Annotated in this window: 16 protein-coding genes and 1 riboswitch; of the genes, 11 read left to right on the top strand and 5 right to left on the bottom strand. The window is 68.5% G+C overall.

All coding sequences use genetic code 11. The features are described 5' to 3' along the window. A partial coding sequence (locus AC1D1G_RS28150; protein WP_477954581.1) for a nuclear transport factor 2 family protein occupies nucleotides 1-387 on the top strand: 387 nt, incomplete at its 5' end. On the opposite strand, the gene AC1D1G_RS28155 is transcribed toward AC1D1G_RS28150, so the two are convergent. Further along, nucleotides 362-961, bottom strand: coding sequence for a carboxymuconolactone decarboxylase family protein (locus AC1D1G_RS28155; RefSeq protein ID WP_054247119.1), 600 nt, complete (start codon nucleotides 959-961; stop codon nucleotides 362-364). The genes AC1D1G_RS28150 and AC1D1G_RS28155 overlap by 26 nt on opposite strands. A gap of 120 nt (nucleotides 962-1,081) precedes the next feature. On the opposite strand from AC1D1G_RS28155, the gene AC1D1G_RS28160 reads away from it, so the two are divergent. Together AC1D1G_RS28160 and AC1D1G_RS28165 are read left to right on the top strand one after the other, a co-directional pair. After that, nucleotides 1,082-2,269, top strand: a complete 1,188-nt coding sequence (locus AC1D1G_RS28160) for a pyridoxal phosphate-dependent aminotransferase (protein ID WP_477954582.1) — start codon at nucleotides 1,082-1,084, stop codon at nucleotides 2,267-2,269. Next, nucleotides 2,266-3,303, top strand: coding sequence for an AraC family transcriptional regulator (locus AC1D1G_RS28165; protein WP_477954583.1), 1,038 nt, complete (start codon nucleotides 2,266-2,268; stop codon nucleotides 3,301-3,303). Before AC1D1G_RS28160 ends, AC1D1G_RS28165 begins: the two co-directional genes overlap by 4 nt. A gap of 7 nt (nucleotides 3,304-3,310) precedes the next feature. Here AC1D1G_RS28165 and AC1D1G_RS28170 read toward each other — a convergent pair whose 3' ends face one another. The 3 genes from AC1D1G_RS28170 to AC1D1G_RS28180 form a co-directional block, all read right to left on the bottom strand. Beyond that, nucleotides 3,311-3,736 (bottom strand): VOC family protein, encoded by a 426-nt coding sequence (locus AC1D1G_RS28170; protein WP_280778644.1) that lies wholly within the window; start codon nucleotides 3,734-3,736, stop codon nucleotides 3,311-3,313. Nucleotides 3,737-3,799: 63 nt separating this feature from the next. Next, nucleotides 3,800-4,843 carry a zinc-binding dehydrogenase gene (locus tag AC1D1G_RS28175; RefSeq protein ID WP_477954584.1) on the bottom strand — a complete coding sequence of 348 codons (1,044 nt, stop codon included), beginning with the start codon at nucleotides 4,841-4,843 and terminating at the stop codon, nucleotides 3,800-3,802. 80 nt (nucleotides 4,844-4,923) lie between these two features. Further along, the gene (locus tag AC1D1G_RS28180) at nucleotides 4,924-5,571 is read right to left on the bottom strand and encodes a LysE family translocator (protein ID WP_054247098.1); all 648 of its coding nucleotides are present in this window, start codon (nucleotides 5,569-5,571) and stop codon (nucleotides 4,924-4,926) included. 145 nt (nucleotides 5,572-5,716) lie between these two features. Here AC1D1G_RS28180 and thpD point away from each other — a divergent pair, with 145 nt between their 5' ends. From thpD to AC1D1G_RS28195, 3 genes are all read left to right on the top strand, one after another. Then, nucleotides 5,717-6,628, top strand: coding sequence for an ectoine hydroxylase (thpD, locus tag AC1D1G_RS28185; RefSeq protein WP_477954585.1), 912 nt, complete (start codon nucleotides 5,717-5,719; stop codon nucleotides 6,626-6,628). A 169-nt stretch (nucleotides 6,629-6,797) separates the two neighbouring features. Continuing rightward, nucleotides 6,798-8,948 carry an MMPL family transporter gene (locus AC1D1G_RS28190; RefSeq protein WP_477954587.1) on the top strand — a complete coding sequence of 717 codons (2,151 nt, stop codon included), beginning with the start codon at nucleotides 6,798-6,800 and terminating at the stop codon, nucleotides 8,946-8,948. Between the two features lie 173 nt (nucleotides 8,949-9,121). Next, nucleotides 9,122-9,769 (top strand): alpha-ketoglutarate-dependent dioxygenase AlkB, encoded by a 648-nt coding sequence (locus AC1D1G_RS28195; RefSeq protein WP_280778648.1) that lies wholly within the window; start codon nucleotides 9,122-9,124, stop codon nucleotides 9,767-9,769. Here the strand turns inward: AC1D1G_RS28195 and AC1D1G_RS28200 are convergent, their stop codons facing one another. After that, complete coding sequence (locus AC1D1G_RS28200) at nucleotides 9,770-10,858, bottom strand: 3-deoxy-7-phosphoheptulonate synthase (RefSeq protein ID WP_283330709.1); 1,089 nt, start codon at nucleotides 10,856-10,858, stop codon at nucleotides 9,770-9,772. A 282-nt stretch (nucleotides 10,859-11,140) separates the two neighbouring features. Here AC1D1G_RS28200 and AC1D1G_RS28205 point away from each other — a divergent pair, with 282 nt between their 5' ends. The 5 genes from AC1D1G_RS28205 to metE all read left to right on the top strand — a co-directional run bounded on the left by AC1D1G_RS28205 (nucleotide 11,141) and on the right by metE (nucleotide 17,325). Continuing rightward, nucleotides 11,141-12,088, top strand: coding sequence for an ABC transporter ATP-binding protein (locus tag AC1D1G_RS28205; protein ID WP_477954589.1), 948 nt, complete (start codon nucleotides 11,141-11,143; stop codon nucleotides 12,086-12,088). Continuing rightward, nucleotides 12,088-12,864: an ABC transporter permease gene (locus tag AC1D1G_RS28210; protein ID WP_477954591.1), complete on the top strand. Its 777-nt coding sequence runs from the start codon at nucleotides 12,088-12,090 to the stop codon at nucleotides 12,862-12,864. The genes AC1D1G_RS28205 and AC1D1G_RS28210 overlap by 1 nt, the downstream gene beginning before the upstream one ends. A gap of 19 nt (nucleotides 12,865-12,883) precedes the next feature. Then, a complete protein-coding gene (locus AC1D1G_RS28215) occupies nucleotides 12,884-13,999 on the top strand; it encodes a sensor histidine kinase (RefSeq protein WP_477954593.1) in 1,116 nt (371 codons plus the stop codon). Continuing rightward, nucleotides 13,996-14,604, top strand: a complete 609-nt coding sequence (locus AC1D1G_RS28220; RefSeq protein WP_061043544.1) for a response regulator transcription factor — start codon at nucleotides 13,996-13,998, stop codon at nucleotides 14,602-14,604. The genes AC1D1G_RS28215 and AC1D1G_RS28220 overlap by 4 nt, the downstream gene beginning before the upstream one ends. A gap of 121 nt (nucleotides 14,605-14,725) precedes the next feature. Continuing rightward, nucleotides 14,726-14,936: riboswitch (cobalamin riboswitch) on the top strand. Between the two features lie 127 nt (nucleotides 14,937-15,063). Beyond that, nucleotides 15,064-17,325 (top strand): 5-methyltetrahydropteroyltriglutamate--homocysteine S-methyltransferase, encoded by a 2,262-nt coding sequence (gene metE, locus AC1D1G_RS28225; protein ID WP_477954595.1) that lies wholly within the window; start codon nucleotides 15,064-15,066, stop codon nucleotides 17,323-17,325. Nucleotides 17,326-17,529: the final 204 nt, after the last annotated feature.

The raw sequence follows: 17,529 nt of genomic DNA on the forward strand, positions 1-17,529 counted from the left end.
GCCGTGCAGCGACTGCTCGAAGCACTCGCCGCCGGCGACCTCGACGCGGTGATCGCGGCGCTGCACCCGGACGCCCTCGTCATCGGCGACGCCAACGGCACCACGAGCACCGCCGTCAACGTCATCCACGGCGCGGACAAGTTCGCCCGCTTCTTCCTCGGCCTCATCAAGCGGTACGGGCCGGCGGTGTTCACCGTCATGCAGCCGGTCCTGGTCAACGGCCAGCTGGGCTTCTTCAGTGCCGCACTCACCGGCGACGATGCCCACCGCAGCTCGCCGCCGCGAGTGGGTGGGTTCACCGTCCGGGACGGACTCGTCTACGCGGCGTACGACATCGCCAATCCGGAGAAGTTCGGCGGGATCAGGCTGCCGGACCATTCTTCGTGACCGCCGCATCGTCGGCCCACGGCACCCGGCACGAATCGGTGCCGAAACCCTGTTCCGTGATGCCCAGCGCCGAGTACATCCGGGCGCGCATGTTCTCGATGCCGATCTGGTAGGACAGTTCGACGACACCGGCCCGGCCGAACCGGCGCTCGAGGTCCGCCACCTGTTCGTCGGTGACCGTGGTGGGCGTCGCCGTCATCGCGTCGGCGTATGCGATGGCCGCGCGCTCGTCCTCGCTGTACGCGGGCGAGTCGGCGTAGTCGGCGATGTGCTGGAGCCGCTCCACGTCCAGGCCGTCGAGGCGTTGCAGCATCGTGCCGAAGTCCACGCACCACGAGCAGCCGATCGTCCACGCCACGCGGTAGACGGCGATCTCCCGCACGTTCGCGGGAAGCACGGTCGACGCCTTCTGCACCGCCAGCTCGTGCCGGGCCGACGCGACGAACAGCTTGCGGTGATGGGCGAGCACGGTGAACGGTTCGGGTACCTCGTCGAACTTGTGGGCAGCATATTTGTAGGCGACCTTCACCAGCGGGCTCGCGTCCGCCGGGGCCACTGCGGGAATGCGGGGCATTGCGTCCTCCATCGTCACCGGGCGCCCTTCGCGCGCCGTCTACAGAGAAGACGAGACAGCCCTGCAGAACGTGACGCGGCCGTGTGCAACCCTCGCCGTCACACCGACTACGCTGCAGTAATGCCCGCAACGCCGCGCAACCGCACCGTCCAGCGCTTGCAGCCGTTCGCGTCCACCATCTTTGCCGAGATGACCGCGCTCGCCGTGCGCCACGACGCCATCAACCTCGGTCAGGGTTTCCCCGACACCGACGGTCCCGCGTCCATGCTCGACGCCGCGCGCCGAGCCATCGCGGACGGGCTCAACCAGTACCCGCCCGGCCCCGGCATGCCCGTGCTCCGCCAGGCGGTCGCGGCCGACCGCCTGGCCCGGTACGGGCTCGACCACGACCCCGACTCGGAGGTGCTGGTCACCGTCGGCGCCACCGAGGCCATCAGCGMCGCCATTCTGGGGCTGGTCGAACCGGGTGAGGAAGTGGTGCTGATCGAGCCGTACTACGACTCCTACGCGGCGTCTGTCGCGCTGGCGGGGGCGGTACGCCGCAGTGTGCCGCTCGCCCGCTCCGGCACGAAGTTCGTCGTCGACCTCGACGCTCTGCGGGCCGCGATCACGCCGAAGACCCGGATGCTGGTGATCAACACCCCGCACAATCCGACCGGCACCGTGTTCACCCCGGAGGAGATCGCCGCCGTCGCGGAGCTGGCGTGCGAGCACGACCTGCTGGTTCTCAGCGACGAGGTGTACGAGCACCTGGTGTTCGACGGCCGGACGCACACCGCCCTGGCCACTCTGCCGGGAATGTACGAACGGACCGTCTCGGTGTCGAGCGCCGCCAAGACGTTCAACGTCACCGGCTGGAAGATCGGCTGGGCGTGCGGTCCGGCGGAACTGATCGACGCCGTCCGGACCGCGAAGCAGTACATGTCGTTCGTCGGCGGCGGACCGTTCCAGCCCGCCGTGGCGCATGCGCTGAGCCACGAGCAGCAGTGGGTGAAAGAGCTGCGGGACAGTCTCCAGGCCAAGCGGGACGTGCTGTACGACGCTCTCGTCGCGTCCGGTCTGGAGGTCCATTCGGGCGGCGGCACGTACTACCTGTGCGCCGACATCACCGCGATCGGTGAACGCGACGGCATCGACTTCTGCCGCAGGCTTCCGGAGCGCATCGGCGTGGCCGCGGTGCCGGTCAGCGTGTTCACCGACCATCCGCAGCCGTGGAACCCGCTGGTGCGGTTCGCGTTCTGCAAGCAGGACCACGTGCTCGAGGAGGCGGCGCGGCGGCTCCGGACCCTCGGGGAGCCCGGATCGTGACTGCCCGCACCATCCCCGCCGACTTCGTGCGGCGGTCGCTCGAACTGTCGGCGCGCAGTGGGGTCGATCTCTCCCCCGCGCTGTCGGCGGCGGGAATCACGGCGGCGTCGCTGGAGGATCCGCTGGCCCGGTTGACGCCCACCCAGGTCACCGCGTTCACCCAGGCGGTCTGGCAGATCACGGGCGACGAATTGTTCGGCCTCGGGCCGGCCCCGGTCCCCCGCGGCACGTTTCGGCTCGTCTGCCTCGCCCTGATCCACACCGCGGACCTGTCCGCCGCCCTCGACCGGATGGCCGACATCCTGCGCGCCCTGCCGTCACTTCCCGCCCTGCACATCGGTCCCGGTATCAACGGCGGAACCCGGATGACCATCGACATCCGCCCGGCCGCGGCCGAACGGTCCACCGAGGACGTGCAGTCGTCGCTCGAGGCGACGCGGGTGACCACCGATTTCCTGCTGATCCTGCTTCATCGTTTCGCGGCGTGGCTCGTGGGCAAGAGGGTCCGGTTGCTGGCGGTGGAACTGCCGTATCCGGCGCCGCTGCCGCAGCTCGCCGAGAACTACGATCACATCTTCGGCGTCCCCGTGACTTTCGATTCCGATATTCCCGCAGTCGAATTCGACAACGCGGTGATGCGGGCGCCCATCATCCAGACCGAGGAGACGCTCGAGGACTACCTCCGAGAGTCACCGACGCTGCTGATGTCGGAGCGTGACTACGACAGCACGGCGTCGGCGCAGGTGCGCCGGGTCCTCGAGCTGGGCATGAAAGGCCGGACGTCGACGGCCGAGGACATCGCGGAGATGCTGTCGATCAGCGTCCCCCACCTGCGCCGCCTGCTCCGGCAGGAGGGGACGTCGTTGAATCAGCTGCGCGAGGAAGTGCTCCGCGACGCCGCCGTGGCCGGGCTCCGACGCGGCGAGACCGTGGAGGACCTGTCGGCGCGGCTCGGCTTCTCCGAGCCCAGTGCGTTCCGTCGCGCCTTCAAACGCTGGACCGGCAGCACCCCGAGTTCCTACCGCGGAGCGTGACAGCGCGTCAGCTGACGCAGAACTCGTTGCCCTCGGGGTCTGCCATCGTGACCCACTCGCTCGGCCCCTGCCGGCCGCGGTGGAGCACGGTGGCGCCGGACTGCTCCAGCTTCTCGGCGACCTCGTAGCGGGCGTCCCCGACCCTGATGTCCAGGTGGAGCCGGTTCTTCACCGTCTTCCGTTCGGGAACCAGCTGGAACAGCACACGCGGGCGCTCCGGGTGTTCCGGATCGCGGATCGCCTGACCCTCCCGCCAGACCAGGACACCCTCGAACTCCATGGTGTCGGACTCCTGCGCGTGGCCGGCCTCGACGAGCCCGCGGATGAACTCCTCGTTGCTCGGCTCCACCTCCCAGCCGAGCGCCTGCGCCCACCATTTGGCCAGGGTATGCGGGTTCTCCGAGTCCACTGTGACTTGAAATTCATATCCCATGGCCCGACGGTACAGCGGGGCACCGACAGGTCCCGGCCAGCCGAATCCCGGCACCTGCCGGTTTCAGGGTTTGACGAGGATCCGGATGGGATCACCCTCGTGGTTCGCGAGTTTCTCGATGCCCTTCGCGACGTCCTCGAGCGGGACGATCTCGCTGATCGACCGCGACAGGTCGAGCCGGCCACGGGACACCAGTTCGGCGAGGGTTTCGATGTCCACGTTCTTGTAGCCGAGGTGGCCGAGCACCTGCTTCTGGGACAGCCCGAACTGTGCGGTGGTTCCCACCGATGCCTCCTGCGCGCTCAGCCCGACCGCGACGAGTCGGCCACCGACCGTCAGGCAGTCGAGTGCCTGCTCGAACGTCACCTTCAGTCCGGCCGCGTCGAACGCGACGTCCAGCATCCGGCCGCCCGTCGCCTCGGCGACCTTCTCCTTCAGGTTCTCGTCCCGGGAGTCGAACGCGTAATCGGCCCCGAGCTCCAGGGCACGTTCCCGCACAGTGGGATTGATGTCGAACGCGATCACCGGGACAGCGCCGACCAGACGTGCCAGCTGCACGATGTGGGTGCCGACTCCGCCCACACCCCACACTCCGACGGTCTCCCCGACCACCACCTTGCCGGTGCGCACGACCGCGCCGAACGGCGTCGACACCGCGTCGGCGAGGATGGCCGCCTGTTCGAAAGGAACGTTGTCCGGGATACGGGTCAGTCCCCCGGCCTGCGCCACCGTGTACTCGGCCCAGGCGCCGTCGTAGGCGAACGCCATGAGCTGGATGTTCAGGCAGTTCGTGAGGTCCCCGCGGCGGCAGTTTCGGCACCCGAAGCAGGGCCTGCCCGCGGACGGCACGACGCGGTCTCCCTCGGACCAGCCGGATACTCCGGCACCGAGTTTCGCAATGGTGCCCGACGCTTCGTGCCCCTGGGTCACCTCGGGCAGCAGCGCGGGGAACGTGCCGTCGATCAGACTCAGGTCGGAATGGCAGATGCCGCAGAACTCCACTTTGACGAGCACTTCACCGGGACCGGGGTCCGGAATCGGAATATCCTCCACAGCAATGGTTTTCGTGTCCGCGTGGAATCGCTGCGCCCGCATGGTCCCGGTCATCTCTCGCCCCTTCGTCGTCATCGCTTCCGACGGTACCCGCGAAACATGCTCAGGTGTGCATGATTCAGGCCACTGCCGATTCAGATCGTCGCGGGCCGCGTCCGGTCGAGGGCGAGGTGAACGGCGAGGCCGCCGAGGACGCTTCCCATCACGAACTTCTGCACACGCAGCCACACCGGGCGTCCGGACAGGAACGCCGCGAGAGTTCCTGCGACGCAGACGATCAACGCGTTCACCGTGAGCGCCACCACGATCTGCACGGTGCCCAGCAGCAGGCTCTGCAACCACACGGGCCCGGCGCCGGGGTGGACGAACTGCGGGATCAGCGCCAGGTACATCACCGCGATCTTCGGATTGAGCAGGTTGGTCGTGAGTCCCATCAGGAACAGCCGGGCGGACGAATCCCGGGGCAGCGCCCGGGACGGAGCGAACGGCGTGTGCCCCCCGGGCCGCAACGCCTTCCAGGCCAGCCAGCCCAGATAGCACGCGCCCGCCAGCTTCAGCGCGGTGTAGGCCTGCGGGACGGCGGAGAACACCGCCGAAATGCCCAGTGTCGCAGCAGCCAGATAGCACAGGAATCCGAGAGCGACACCGGCCAGCGAGACCAGTCCCGCCGCCCTGCCCTGAGTGATGCTGCGCGAGACCAGATACACCATGTTGGGTCCCGGTGTGAGAACCATGCCGAGGGCGATCGCCGCCACTCCGAGTACCGCCGCCGAATCGATCATGCCCGTGACGATCCCACCGCGGCGCCGCGCCGTCGCGGTCCAGTCCGGCCTCGGTGGACCTGTGTCCGGGTTGCATTCGTCGACGACCAGTGGGAACGTCGGAAGAGTAAAGCGTTGTCCAATCCGAAAGGGTGAAACACGAGTTATGCGTACGGCCGTAGCCGACAACTACCCCACGAGGGACCGCAACGAGTGCACGATGACCGTCCGCCAGGATCCGGTCACCTGGTCGGACGGGAAACGGGGTGATACCCGCTCCGGTCCGCTCACCGCGAATCAGATTGCCGTCTACGACGCACGCGGGTATCACTCCGCCGAGTCGATCATCCCACCACGCGACGTGTTCAACCTGGTCGACGAGATGACCCGCCTCGCCGAGACCGACACGCTGCGCGGCGACGACCGCGTCGTACGGGAGAACGGCGACGGCGCCGTCCGTTCCGTGTTCGACGTCCACCGCCTCAGCGACGTCGTCGACGAGATCATCCGCCGCCCCGAGGTGGTGGGTATCGCCCGGCAGATCCTCGGTTCGGACGTCTACGTCCACCAGTCGCGACTCAATTTCAAGCCCGGTTTCACCGGCGGCCCGTTCTACTGGCACTCCGACTTCGAGACCTGGCACGCCGAGGACGGCATGCCCACTCCTCGCGCCGCGAGTATCTCGATCGCGCTCACCGAGAACTACGGGCACAACGGCGGGCTGATGATCATGCCCGGATCGCACCGCGCGTTCGTCTCCTGCGCCGGCGAGACCCCCGAGGACTACTACAAGGAATCGCTGGTCAGCTACGTTCCCCCCACCGGGTCGCCCGATCAGCCGACGCTCACCCGGATGGCGAACGAGTACGGCATCGCCACGATGACCGGACCGGCCGGCTCCGCCACCGTGTTCGATTCCAACTGCATGCACGGGTCGAACGGCAACATCACGCCGTTCGCGCGGTCCAACCTCTTCATCGTGTTCAACAGTGTCGAGAACACCCTGACGGATCCGTTCTCGGCGCCCGCGCCGCGCCCCGACTACCTCGGCAGCCGGGATTTCACCCCCTTGCGGTAACGAGCACCATGACGTACCGCGGCCCCGCTCCCTGATGTCGGAGCGGGGCCGCGGTCTGTCGATGCCGTGAAACCCATAGCCTTCGCGCCGCCCTGCATGCGACGATGGCTTGGCACGGTTCGACCGCCCGGCCGGGCGCCGGCCGAACCTTCATCTCCCGGAACGGGGAATGATGTTTGCCTACATCGCGCGCACCGTCGTCGCACACCCGTGGCAGGTCATCGCGACCTGGGTAGTCGCCGCAATAGCCGTCATCCTGTTCGCACCGAGTCTCGACGACTACACCACCGGTAACCAGCAGACGTTCCTGCCCAGCACTTTCGAGTCCTCCGAGGCGCAGGCCGTCGGCAACGAATACTTCCCGAGCCTGTCCGGTGCCACCGGCAGCCTGGTGGTGGTCCGTGCCGACGCCGCCCCTCTCTCACCCGCCGACCAGCAGACGGCACTGAATCTCGCGACCTCGCTGCAGAATTCGGCGATCCCAGGGGTGGTGAGCGTGCAAGGGTCGCCTGCGTCGCTGTCCGCCGACGGGAAGGCTGCCGCACTGCAGGTGGTGTTCGACGGACAACCCGGCGACGACCAGGTCAACGACGCCGTGCCGGTCATCCGGGGCGACGCAGAGCAGCAACTGAACGGCACCGGCCTCGTGAGCGGGCTGACCGGGAACGCGGCCATTCAGGTCGACACCACCGCCGCCTACGACAACGCCGACAAGGTCATCACGATCGCCACGGTGATCGTCATCCTCGCCCTGCTCGGCCTGATCTTCCGCAGCCCCGTCATCGCCGTCCTGCCGGTTCTCGTGATCGGCGTGGTGCTGTCGGTGGTCACCGGACTGACCGCCGTGCTCGCCGATCTGTTCGACTTCCAGGTCAGCACGTCGCTGCAATCCATCCTCGTGGTCGTCCTCTTCGGTGTCGGCACCGACTACATCGTCTTCCTGTTGTTCCGCTATCGCGAACGTCTCCGGCAGCAGGCCGCGGCTGGGTCCACCACCGACATGCATCGAGAAGCCCTCGTGTTCTCCACCGACGTCGTCGGGCGCGTCGTGGCGTCGTCGGCGCTCACGGTCATCGTCGCGTTCGCCGCCCTGCTGCTGGCGAAACTCGGCTCGCTCACCACGCTCGCGCCGGGACTCATCGTCGCCGTGGCCCTCATGCTGGTGACGGCGTTGACGCTCATCCCCGCCGTGTTCACCGTGCTGGGACGCCACCTGTTTTGGCCGCTCGGACCGGGGCACGACAGCCCTCACACCCCGTTCGCGTCGATCGGCGCCGCGATCGGGCACCGCCCAGCCGTGTTCGCCATCGCGATCGGCGTCGTGTTGATCGCGCTCGCCTCCTTCGTGTCCGGCTACAAGTCGACGTACAACACGCTGGGGGAACTGCCCTCCGACACGCCGTCACAGCAGGCCTTCGACACCCTCGATCAATCCTTCCCCGCGGGTGCGCTGAGCCCGACCCAGGTGTACGTCGTGGCTCCCGGGCCGCTCGATCCCGCGTCGCTGACCCCGCTCGTCACCGCTCTGACACAGGTGCCGGGCGTGTCCTCGGTCGCCCCGCCGCGACCCAGTCAGGACGGTCGCGCCGCGCTCGTCAACGTCGTACTCGCCGACGACCCGTACTCGAACGCGTCCCTCGACCTCGTCGAGGGACCGATCCGCGACGCCGCCCACGGCGCGGTCCCCGGCTCGGAAGTCGTTGTGGGAGGGCAGACGTCCACGTTCGTCGACGTCCGCGCGCAACTCGCGGCGGATACGCGCCTCGTGTTCCCCGTCGCCGCAGTCGCGATCGCGCTGATTCTCGCCCTGCTGCTGCTCGCCGTGCTGGCCCCGCTCAACCTGCTGGTGTGCGTGGCACTCACGTTCGTCGCCACACTCGGCGCCGTGGTGCTCCTGTTCCTGCACGGCCTCGGCTACGACGGGATCGACTTCTCGATTCCGATCGTGCTCTACCTGTTCGTCGTCGCGATCGGCACCGACTACAACATCCTGCTGGCCTCGCGACTGCGCGAGGAATTCCGCAACGGGTACACCCCGCGTGAGTCCGCGCGGATCGCCGTCTCCAACGACGCCCCCACCGTCGCCGCCGCCGGTCTGATCCTGGCACTGACCTTCGCTTCCCTCACCCTCACCGGACTGGCCAACCTCGCCGAACTCGGCTTCGGCGTCGCGATCGGCGTCGCCATCGCCGCCTTCGCGATGGCCCCGATGCTGGTACCGAGCCTGTCGGCACTCGAACGTCGCGCCTTCTGGTGGCCGAGCAGGCAGAAGACGACCGTCGACACCGGCGACGACCGCGAGCCGGCGGTGCCGCGGTAATAACCGCCGCCGTTCCCCGGGCTTCCGTGCAGACGCACCCCTTCTTCGCAGCCGCACCCCTTCCAGGGCCCGAAAAGGAGTGCGCGAACCAAGAAGGGGTGCGTCTGAGTGGCGACTGCCGCCTCGAGAAAAATCGTGTGAACATACGTTCGAAAATCGGGTAGCATGGCGGCATGACTTCCGCGGATGCGCGGTATGCGCTCCAGGCTTCACTGTTCGACGACGCATCGTTCGGTGTCGAGCTGGGCGCGCTCGGGTCGACGGTGCAGCGTCGCACACTCACGGCGGGAGCGTGGGTCGACGTGCGTCCGGGGTGGCTGACCGGTTCCGACGAGCTGTTCACGACCCTCGCGGAGACGGTGCCGTGGAAGGCGGAGCGGCGCCAGATGTACGACCGGGTGGTCGACGTCCCGCGCCTCGTCCGGTTCTACCCGGAGGGTGAGCGGCTCCCCGACCCGCTGCTGGTCGCGGCACGCGACGCCCTGAGCAGGCACTACCTACCCGAATTGGGCGAGAAGTTCGCCACCTCCGGGCTGTGCTTCTACCGCGACGGTTCCGACAGCGTCGCCTGGCACGGCGACGACACCGGCCGGAGCCGCACCGAAGACACCATGGTCGCGATCCTCTCGCTCGGCGCCGCGCGTCCGCTGCTGCTGCGTCCGCGCGGCGGCGGGCACTCGATCCGGTACTCGCTCGGCCACGGCGACCTGCTGGTGATGGGTGGTTCCTGCCAGCGCACCTGGGAGCATTGCGTACCGAAGAGCACCCGCCCGCTCGGACCGCGGATCAGCGTGCAGTTCCGCACGAGAGGCGTGCGGTGATCACTTCCGACGTGCGGCCACTGCCTGGGCGAGGCGGTCCAGCTGCGCCGCCGTCGTGTTCCAGTCGATGCACGCGTCGGTGATGGACTGGCCGTACGTGAGGTCCTCGGCCTTTCCGAGGGTGAGGTCCTGACGACCGGCTTCGATGAAGCTCTCCACCATCACACCGACGATCCCCTTCTCTCCCTCCTCGAGCCGGGCCGCGATGTCGTTCAGCACGTCGACCTGCTTCTCGTGGTTCTTGCTGCTGTTGCCGTGGCTGGCGTCGATGACGACCCGCTCCGACAGACCGCCCTTGCGCAGCCGGGCGAGCGTGTCCGCCACCGTCTCCGCGTCGTAGTTCGGTCCGTCGCTGCCGCCGCGGAGGATGACGTGGCAGTCGGGGTTGCCGACCGTGCGGATCAGCGCGGCCTGCCCGTCGAGGTCGGTGCCGGGGAACACGTGGCTCGCCGCGGCGGCGCGGGTGCCGTCGACCGCCACCTGCACGTCGCCCTCCGTCGAGTTCTTGATCCCGACCGGCATCGACAGCGCGCTGCACAGCTGGCGGTGCACCTGGCTGGCGGCGGTGCGGGCACCGATCGCGCCGTACGTGACGAGGTCCGCGATGTACTGCGGCATGATCGGGTCGAGGAACTCGCAGCCGACCGGCAGGCCGAGCGAGGACACGTCGAGCAGCAGCTTGCGGCCCATGCGGATCCCGGTGTCGATGTCGAACGTTCCGTCGAGGTGCGGGTCGTTGAGCAGACCCTTCCAGCCGAGCGTGGTGCGCGGCTTCTCGAAGTAGACCCGCATGACGATGTGCAGGTCGTCGCGCAATTCCTCGGCCTTCGCGGCGAGCCGGCGGGCGTAGTCCATGGCGGCGTCCGGGTCGTGCACCGAGCACGGGCCCACCACGACGAGCAGTCGATCGTCGTCGCCGTTCAGCACGTTCACCGTGTCGGCGCGGCCGGAGCGGACGGTCGCGGACGCGACGTCGTCGGGGGCATGCTCGGCACGGACCACGGACGGGGCCACCAGCGGGCTGATGCTCACGGTGCGCTGGTCGTCCAGCCGATCACTGCTGGTAGTGGTGTCGAGAGTGACAGTCATGGGTTCGGGTTCCTGTTCTCAGGCCGGCCCTCGAAGACTGTGGAGATTCCCGCGAGCCGGTCTGTAATCCGGCTCTGGGGTGGAAGAAGTCAGCGCGTGGTTACGCCGACCGGCCCACCCGGGGCCGGCCTGCTAAACCAGAAATATGCGCGCTGCATGGCGCCCACAGTAACGGCTGCCCCCGATCGGCGCCACACCTACCCCGGGCCCCTGACATTTGTCACGGTGAGGTCGTGACGGACGTGTGGGGGTGTGCGGCCGTCCGGATCGCACGCTGAATGCATGACATCGACAGAGCACCAAACCTCCACGAAGGCCTCCGCGTCGCCGGCTCCGGCAGTCAGCCTGCGAGGCGTCCACAAGCACTTCGGTGACGTTCACGCCGTCCGGGGGCTGGACCTCGAGATCCGGCCCGGCGAGATCGTCGCGTTCCTCGGACCCAACGGCGCCGGCAAGACCACCACCGTCGACATGGTCCTCGGATTGTCCCGCCCCACAGCCGGCGTGGTGTCCGTGTTCGGCACCGATCCGCGCACCGCGATCGCGAAGGGGCTGGTCTCGGCGGTCATGCAGACGGGCGGGCTCCTGAAGGAGCTGACGGTCGAGGAGACCGTCCGGCTCACCGCGAGCCTGTTCGCCGACACCCGGCCGGTCGACGAGGTCCTCACCCGGGCCGGTATCGCCGATCTCGGAAACCGGTTGGTGGGCAAGTGTTCCGGTGGTCAGCAGCAGCGACTACGGTTCGCGATGGCATTGCTCTCCGATCCCGAGTTGCTGATCCTCGACGAGCCGACCACCGGCATGGACGTCGAGGGCAGGCGGGACTTCTGGTCGGCGATCCGCGCCGACGCGGACAGCGGCCGGACGGTGGTCTTCGCGACGCACTATCTCGAGGAGGCCGACGCCTACGCCGACCGGATCGTGCTGGTGCGCAAGGGAAAAGTGGTGGCCGACGGCACCGCCGCCGAGGTGAAGGCACTGGCCGCGGGACGCACGGTTCGCGCCCACTTCCCGGGCGCCGACAGGGAACAGTTGTTCGCGATTCCCGGCGCCGACAGCATCGAGGTGCGCGGTGACAGCGTCCTCGTCCACTCGACGGACACCGACGCCGTGGCCCGCCACCTCCTCACGCAGACGCCTGCCTGCGACCTCGAAATCGTCTCCCGAGGACTCGAAGACGCGTTCATCGCACTCACCTCCGACGACTCCGCCACGGAAGGATCGAACTGATGACCACCCTCACCGCACCCCGCCGCGTTCCCCCGCTCGGCGGACTCAACACCACCCTTCTCGGGCTCGAACTGCGCCGGCTGCTGCGCAATCGGCGCACGATGATCATCACTCTCGTCATGCCGGTCGTCTTCTTCCTCATCTTCGGTCTGAACCCCAGCTACTCGGGGGAGAGCGCAGGCAACGGGAACATCTCGGCGTACGTGATGATCAGCATGGCGCTGTACGGCGCGATGATCGCGACGACGAGCGGCGGCGCGATGGTGTCGGTGGAACGGGCGTCGGGGTGGAGCCGGCAGTTGCGGCTCACCCCCCTGTCCCCCGGGGTCTACATCTTCGTCAAGGTGCTCGTCGCGATGATGCTCGGACTCGGGGCCGTCGGCGTCGTCTACCTCGTGGGCTCGTTCACGTCGGTCCACATGGACACGTCCCTGTGGTTCACGACGGCCCTGATCACCTGGCTCGGATCCGCAGTGTTCRCCGCGTTCGGCCTGTTCATGGGGTACTTGCTGCCGAGCGAGAACGTCATGCAGATCCTCGGCCCCGGGCTCGCCGTGCTCAGCTTCGCGGGCGGGCTGTTCATGCCGCTGCAGGACGGTTCGGTGTGGGCGTCGATCGCGCAGTTCATGCCCACGTACGGGCTGAGTCAGCTGGTGCACGCGCCGCTCACCGGTGACGCGATGCAGTGGACGTGGCTCCTCAACGTCGCGGTGTGGCTGGCGATCTTCGTCGGCGGTGCGGCGTGGCGGTTCCAGCGCGACACCGAGCGAGTGTGACGGCGGTATCGTGACTGCCGTGACCACCCCCGACGGCCCCGTCGTGACCAGACGATGGGGCCGTTTCGGATTCATTTTCGCCGCCGCCTGGACGGTCTTCCTGTTCCAGCCGTTCCTCGACGGCTGGGCCGCCCGCGATCACGTCCGCGGCTGGATCGGGTGGATCGCCACGCTCGCATTCGCGGTGACGTACCTCGCGATGTTCCGGTGGTCGCATACCCGGCGCGCGCACAACGAGTTTCGGCCACCGCTGAACCAGGCGGCGCCGCTCGTGGTGGCACTGTTCGGGCTCGCGGCCGTCATGGTGGTCGCCGTCGGGTCGTCGGGGCTGTCCGCCGCCGTCTTCCTCGCCGTCTCCGCGGTCATGCTGTTCCCCGCGTGGCTCGGCGGGATCACCGCCCTGACCGTCGCAGTTCTCGTGGAAGTGATCTCCACGGTGCTGGACTGGGGGTCGGGCACCGGGCTCTCGCTGGGCGTGTGCGCGGCAGCGTTCGCGATGTTCGGCGTGACCAAGCTGATCAACCGCAACATCGAACTGGTCCGGGAACGGGAAGCGAGCGAACGGCTCGCAGTGCAGGAGGAACGCACCCGGATGGCCCGCGACCTCCACGACATCCTGGGGCACTCCCTCACCGTCATCACCGTCAAGGCCGAACTCGTCGGCCGGCTCCTCGACATCGACATCGACCGGGCCCGCACCGAAGTGGCGGACCTGGAACGTCTTTCCCGCGACGCGCTCGCGGACGTCCGGCAGGCCGTGCAGGGAATCCGGGGGCTGTCGCTTCCGGTGGAGATCGCCCGGGCCGGGGAAGCGTTGCGGTCGGCCGGAATCGAGGCGGAGCTGCCGAACAGCACAGAGTCGGTACCCACCGGACTGCGCGAGTTGTTCGCGTGGACCGTCCGGGAGGGTGTCACGAACGTGGTCCGGCACAGCGGCGCAACGTACTGCTCGGTCACGGTGGGCGAACGCGAGGTCACCGTCGTCGACGACGGCGCCGGGTGTAGTGAATCCGTGCACGGGAACGGGCTGGTGGGCCTTCGGGAGCGCGCCGCCGCCGCCGGAGCCCGGGTCGTCATCACTCATCCGCAACCCGGCGGGTTCTCGTTGCACGTGCTGAAGGAAGAGGCCTCGTGACGATCCGGCTGCTGCTCGCCGACGATCAGGCACTCGTCCGCGGTGCCCTCGCCGCCCTGCTCGACCTGGAGGCGGACCTCACGGTCGTCGCGGAGGTCGGGCGCGGCGACGAGGTCGTCGCGGCGGCGCGCGAGCACTCCCCCGACGTCGCGCTCCTCGACGTCGAAATGCCCGGTCTGGACGGAATCGCCGCGGCCGCGGCACTGCGGGCCGAGATGCCGCAGACCCGCGTCCTGATCGTGACGACGTTCGGTCGTCCCGGGTACCTGCGCAAGGCACTGCAGGCCGGTGCGTCGGGGTTCGTCGTGAAGGACACCCCGGCCCGGCAGCTCGCCGACGCCGTCCGGCGCGTCCATGCCGGACTGCGTGTCGTCGACCCCGCGCTCGCCGCCGACAGTCTCGTCAGCGGGGAATCGCCGCTCACCGACCGGGAGACGGACGTGCTGCGGGCGGCGCGGGACGGTGCGCCGGTCGCCTCCATCGCGGCCGCACTGTTCCTGTCCGCAGGTACCGTGCGCAATCACCTCTCCTCGGCGATCGGCAAGACCGGCGCCAGCACCCGAGCCGAGGCCGTCCGCGCTGCGGAGTCGAACGGCTGGCTGTAGGCCCTCCGGGCTCGTGCGCCTTTTTGGTWGTTGGGGCTACCAAAAAGGCGCACGGGCCGAAGGCCTATGCTGGCCGGTGCAGCTGGTTCGCCCGGCACGGTCGTGAGGAGCCCCGAAGACCGCACCTGGCGTCGAAGCACGTCGGACTCCCCGGAGTCCGCGTGTGAGAGGGAACCCGGTGAGAATCCGGGACTGTCCCGCAGCGGTGAGCAGGAACGACCGCCGTCACCATGCACTGGGCAACCGCCTGGGAAGCGACGGCCACTAGGTCCGGTGCGATGTCGCACCGGCTGCCTGTGAGTCCGAAGACCTGCCGACTGTGTCGGGCACGCCGTGCCCGACGGTTACCGCCTCGTGGATTGGGCGTGTAGACCTTCTCGCGCTGCAGCACGTCCCTGGGCTCGAGAGGTGTACCCGTGTGCCGGCGGTGGCCGTACCGCGTACGCAACTGGAGATACCGTGACATTCACTTTCACCGCGACCGTGCTGGGCTCACCTCGCATCGGTCCGAATCGCGAACTGAAGAAGGCCGTCGAGTCGTACTGGGCCGGCCGCCTCGACGCCGAAGCGCTCGACGCGCTCGCCCGGGATCTGCGCCGTCAGACCTGGACGAGCCTGCGCGACGCCGGCCTCGACTCCGTGCCCGTCAACACGTTCTCGTACTACGACCATGTGCTGGACACCGCGGCGATGCTCGGCGCACTGCCCGACCGTGTCGCCGGCATCGAGAGCGACCTCGACCGCTACTTCGCCGCCGCCCGCGGCAACGACACGGTCGCCCCGCTCGAGATGACCAAGTGGTTCGACACCAACTACCACTACCTGGTGCCGGAGATCTCCCCGACGACGACGTTCGCCCTCGACCCGTCGAAGGTGCTCCGCGAACTCGAAGAGGCACGTGCCCTGGACATTCCGGCCCGCCCGGTGGTGGTGGGTCCGGTCACGTTCCTGCTGCTGTCGAAGGCTGTCGGCTCGGATGCACCCCTCCTCGACCGCCTCGACGAACTCGTCCCGCTGTATGCGGACCTGCTCGGTCGGCTCGCCGACGCGGGCGCCGACTGGGTGCAGATCGACGAACCCGCGCTGGTCGCCGACCGCACACCGGGGGAGATCGCGGCGGCCAAGCGGGCCTACGACCGGTTGTCCGCGCTGGAGTCGCGACCGGCGATCCTCGTCGCGTCGTACTTCGGCAGCCTCGGTGACGCACTTCCCGCGATCGCGTCGACCGGTGTCGAGGGGATCGCGATCGACCTGGTTGCCGGATCCGACCCCCTCGCCACGGTTCCCGATCTGACCCGCAAGCACGTCGTCGCCGGTGTCGTCGACGGACGCAACATCTGGCGCACCGACCTGGACGCGGCCCTGGCGTCGCTCGGCACCCTGCTGGGCAGCACCGGTTCGCTCGCCGTCTCGACGTCATGCTCGCTGCTGCACGTCCCGTACACGCTCGACGCGGAGACCGGCATCGACAAGGCGCTGCGGTCGTGGCTGGCGTTCGGCACCGAGAAGGTCCGCGAGGTCGTCACACTCGGGACCGCACTGACCAGCGGTCGCGAATCCGTCGACGACGAGTTCGCGCTCGCCCGCGCGGCGGCGTCCACCCGCAGCACCGACCCACGTCTGCACGACGCCACTGTCCGTGCCCGGCTGGACGCGCTCACCGCGTCCGATCCGGGGCGCAGTCCCGCGGCGGAACGTCGGGAAGCCCAGTCGGCGCTGTCGCTTCCGGTGCTGCCGACCACGACGATCGGCTCCTACCCGCAGACGACGCAGATCCGCGTCGCGCGCGCGGCCCGGCGCAAGGGTGAGATCGACGAGGCCGAGTACCTGAACCGGATGCGCGCCGAGGTCGCGGATGTGGTTGCGCTGCAGGAGACTCTGGACCTCGACGTGCTGGTGCACGGCGAACCGGAACGCAACGACATGGTGCAGTACTTCGCCGAACAGCTGGACGGGTTCTTCGCGACGGACAACGGCTGGGTGCAGTCGTACGGCAGCCGCTGCGTTCGACCGCCGATCCTGTACGGCGATGTGCGCCGCAGCAACCCGATGACCGTCGAATGGATCACGTACGCGCAGTCGCTGACGCAGCGTCCGGTGAAGGGCATGCTCACCGGTCCGGTGACGATCCTGGCGTGGTCGTTCGTGCGCGACGACCAGCCGCTGGCCGACTCCGCCAACCAGGTGGCGCTGGCCATCCGCGACGAAACGGTGGACCTGCAGGGCGCGGGCATCCGGATCGTCCAGGTGGACGAGCCCGCGCTGCGCGAACTGCTGCCCCTGCGGGCCGCGGATCAGCCGGCGTACCTCGACTGGTCGGTCGGGGCGTTCCGTCTCGCGACGTCGGGCGTCTCGGACTCGACGCAGATCCACACCCACCTCTGCTACTCGGAGTTCGGTGAGGTCATCGAGGCCATCGCGAGGCTCGACGCCGACGTCACCTCCATCGAGGCCGCGCGCTCGCACATGGAGGTCCTCGACGACCTCAACGCCGTCGGCTTCGACCTCGGCGTCGGCCCAGGCGTGTACGACATCCACTCGCCGCGGGTGCCCGGTGTCGAGGAGATCGCGGCGTCGCTGCGGGAGGCGCTGAAGGCAGTGCCGGTGGAACGGCTGTGGGTCAACCCCGACTGCGGCCTGAAGACCCGCGGTCCCGCCGAGGTCGAGGCGTCGCTGCGCAACCTCGTCGACGCGGCGAAGCTGGTCCGCGCGGAGCTGTAGGCGGCTCCGCCGCCCGTGAGTGGTTGAGGAGTCTCTGGACTCGTGTCATGTCTCAGGACTTGGAGGACAGATATGTCTCAGGACTTTGAGGACAGTTTCTGGTAACGCGTGGTCCTGTCGAGTGTAAGAGTGCGGACGGTCGTGTCGTCGATCATCACGACGACACGATCGCCCTGCCAGTAGAGGGTCGCGGTGGTGTTCTTG

The organism is Rhodococcus sp. P3_B8, from assembly GCF_056402775.1.